This is a genomic window from Polynucleobacter sp. MWH-UH25E, assembly GCF_018687095.1.
Classification (GTDB): Bacteria; Pseudomonadota; Gammaproteobacteria; order Burkholderiales; family Burkholderiaceae; genus Polynucleobacter.
Genome location: NZ_CP061286.1, coordinates 1,683,170 through 1,687,130 on the forward strand (window position 1 = coordinate 1,683,170; position 3,961 = coordinate 1,687,130).

Annotated in this window: 1 protein-coding gene; it reads right to left on the reverse strand. The window is 45.5% G+C overall.

All coding sequences use genetic code 11. The annotated features are described in order from the left end of the window. On the reverse strand, positions 1–3,961 hold a 3,961-nt coding region (locus ICV39_RS08725; RefSeq protein ID WP_215389700.1), incomplete at both ends, for a VCBS domain-containing protein.

Below are 3,961 nucleotides of genomic sequence, written 5' to 3' on the forward strand. Positions count from 1 at the left end.
AATGGTAGCCCCTGCTTCACCAGTACCTTGCAACATCGGGGTTGGATCATTGGTCAAGTGATCGTTGATCGTGCCAGAGTCTGTGACAAAGCTAGTGATGCTTGGAGCATTCGGTGCTGCGGTGTCAATAACAAAGTTCTGCGTACCTAAATTTGCGGTACCGGCTACGGATCCATCTACATTTAATACGGTTGCGGTAGCGCTGACTGTTTGCGTACCATTACCCAATCCCGATATATCCGCAGAAGATAAGGTGTAACTCCAGCTACCATTTGCATCAGCAATTACTGGTAGGTTAGTCAAAGTGCCAATATTGAGGGTAATGATGCTATTGGCTGCAGCAACCCCAGCAACCGATACGCCGCCAGCAACTGCCTCAGCTGCATTGATGTAGTTATCACCAGAAATCGCGTTGTAGTGACTTGGAGTTACTACAGTAGCCGCTTGCGCAGCAACCAAGGTTGTTAATGCATCTCCACTTGGTAGAGTGCTTAAGCTTGTGCCACTTGCAACAGCGGATGCAATTTGATTAGCCAAGGATCCTTGAGCAGCACTGCCGACCTGAATCACGCTAGTTAATACATCTGCAATGTTCGCACTTGGGTCTGCATTCGCAATAGAGTTTGAAACAATATTGTTAGTGCTAACAATCAAGCTTGAGACGCTGGTAGCAGCATTCGCAATTGTACTCAGTGCTGACGCAGATGAGGTCAAGCTACTCGCCGCACTGGTCATCACTGTACCCAAAGTCGCAGCATCTGAAAGCACAGACACACCACCTGTAGTGGGTGCGCTAGCCAAGGCATTGGCAAATGAACTAAACAGTGCATTTGCGGTATCTGCAGTATTTGCACCAGTAGCAGTGCCAACGAGAGCTGCAGCCTGGACAATCGTATTTTCAACCTGGACAGCAGCAGCAAAAATTTTCGCTGCGTTGGCATCCCCGGTTAGTGCTGCAGTGACAGGATCGTAAGTTGATAGATCAATCGACGCTGAAAGTCCTAGCTGTTTTGCCAAGAGCGCTGATGCATCTTGCGCGGTTAAGCCTAAATCATTATTAGCTACTAGGTTATTGATCAAAGTGGTGAGCGGGGTAACAACACTCGAGCCCCCTACCGCACTCATCGTGATCTTATTTGCCAATCCTGTAGTGATATCAATACCACCCGTCATCACAAGATTACCTGTACCGCCTACCAGAGTAAATCCACCGGTAGCGTCAGTAATAGCGAATGCTTCACCATTATTAAGGATGCCGTCATTATTAGCATCAGCAAATACGGTAGCACCAGCAATATAACCATCTTCAACGTGACCAGAGTATTTAGTTGCATTAGCGCCACCAACCGCGTTTCTTTCTTGGTACTCAGAAGACTGAGTACCATGGATGTCAAATGACAATGTCTGGGTGTAGGTTTGCTTTGTCTCTGTATTGGTATAGCTAACGCTGAAGTTATCCGTATGAACATCAAAATTAGGATGGGTTTTTAGGTAAGTTTGTAATGCTTTATCAGTGACGCAATATTTATACTCACCATCGTCTGAGAAAGTTAATTTACCAATTAAATCCGATGAATTAATTCCGGAAACGCTATTGATCTTAACGTGATCGCCAAGCGACAAGTGACCTTCTGACTCTGCCTCACCAGCGCCAGTATGGGTGCCCTGCACAACAGAACCCAATGATTTTCCGGTAACGGTAATTGTTTCTGTTTGATGAACACGCCCACCATCACCATCGATAATGTCGTAATTGACGGTAAGTGTTTTACTGCTGCCTGTCATTAATGACGATAACTTGCTGGTATCAACAGTCAGCTTGCCATCAGCACCTAATGTAAAGAGGCCCGAAGGTATAGAGCCACTGCTGAGGCCGCTGACCGTTGTGCTTAGGGTGCTTGCGTCAACCTGTAACATTGTTCCAGTGTCAAGATCGCTTGCATGGGCCAACAAGTCAATAGACTTGGAGGTGCCCATAATCATGGTTTCTGGGGTATTTGCGGTTACAGTTGGAGCGTCGTTAATTCCATGAATGGTAAAGGTTACATCCTTCGTAGTGCCATCAGTAGACTGAATGGTGAATGTCTCATTCTTAGTGGCACTTGCACCCATGGTTTTGACCTGAGCGTTGTACACTGAATAGGTGTAATTGCCATTAGACTCCACCGTCAATTTACCTAAATTACCCTCCTTACTATAAGTGGCGGCTTTAAATGTATTTTGACCATCGGGGTCGCTTATAGACAGCTTGCCAGTAGCAGTTAACTGAGCCTTGGAGTTATCTTGAGTTACGTCATGATTAACGGGGTTACCAATATCTGATGGATGATCCAAATTAGTAACGGTACTCAGCTTCGAAAGTAAGGCTCTATCACTGAGGCTAAGCGTCTCTGGGGCATCGGTTAGACGAGCTTCTGAGGCATGCTTAACGGCATCATCATCAATGTGCGCTTCAATATTTTTTGCAGTATCGACAATTTTGTATGATCGACCGCCCAAATCGGCGTTACAAGATTTAAGGCAAAGTGCCTCATCAACTGTCAAATGATCAAGGCGTGACGCATCACTATCCGAAACCTTGACTTGCGCAGTATTAATCCAATCATCACTGCGATGTGAGTAAATTTTGTCAACACTGTCGGTAACGGTCAGCTTACCTGAATCGCAACCGCGATCATGCAAGAACTTCGCATTATCGGCATTTACACAGCAGGTGTCTTTTACTTCACTAAAGTCGCACTTATCTTTTAAGTTAGCATCATTGGATATAGATTGAACTTTGTTGTCATCCAAGGATCCGGTAAAGGAGATCTTGGTGCACTCCTTAAGAGTCTCGGAGCTGCAAGATTTAATATTTTCATAACTATCATGAATCTCAAAAGATACTTTGACAGCAGATCCAATTGAAACCGTATCAGGTGCTCCACTCAAGTCTTCCGCCTTATTGGCAGGAATAACTGGAGTAGCGGTTAGTAAAATGGCGCCAGTAGGCAAGCCAATATTTTCATGATCACCCGAATACTCATGATTAGATGTATTGCAGTTGTATTCTGCTCTACCAGCGGTTGACTCTACAGCATCGACTGAAAGATATTGCTTAAAGCTCACTACTCCGGTATTTGAATCAACGCTTACCGTAAAGATTGGGTGCGAAGAAGCATTACTGAGTGACGTTGCTCCGACAATAGTATTGTTAACGCTATATAGATGTATCTCTGTGCCACCATTGGTTAAACCAGTTGGCACAGCTGAATTTATCCCGAGAGAGTATTTCAAAGAAACATCGGATACGGAAATTTCTGGGTTAGTGCCACTTAAAGAAACATGGAAGAGTTTCGAGAAATCTCCAGATGTAACTTTATAAAGACCACTTTCATCCTTAGAAACACCATCATCTCCCTCATGCTTACCTTCACAACCGCCTGGGGCGGACAGAGTTGGTAAACCGTACATGAGATTGCCTGCAATCACTGCATTAATGTGGTCATCGGCCACAGTAAAGCTATCGCTATGGGCAAGTGTGCTAACCGCAAAGTTGCCTTGCGCATTGTCTTCGCTCACCGCTACATAGTTTTCGCCATCTTTGACGACTAAACCAGCGATCGAGACGCTATACGCCTGGCCATGCTGCTCTCCACTTGTATTGATCGAGAAGGTATTGCCGTTATTAAGTGCAATGTATTGATGCTCACCATTGACCACCACATCGGCATAAACACCAGCGGTACTAGCTTGGCTACCAGCATCAACGCTAATGGTGTAACCAACGCTATTGGTTTCATCGGAGATGATTGCATCATGGGTGCTTGTTGGCGCTAAGCTGACCACCACATGGTCATCGGCCACAGTAAAGCTATCGCTATGGGCAAGTGTGCTAACCGCAAAGTTGCCTTGCGCATTGTCTTCGCTCACCGCTACATAGTTTTCGCCATCTTTGACGACTAAACCAGCGATCGAGACC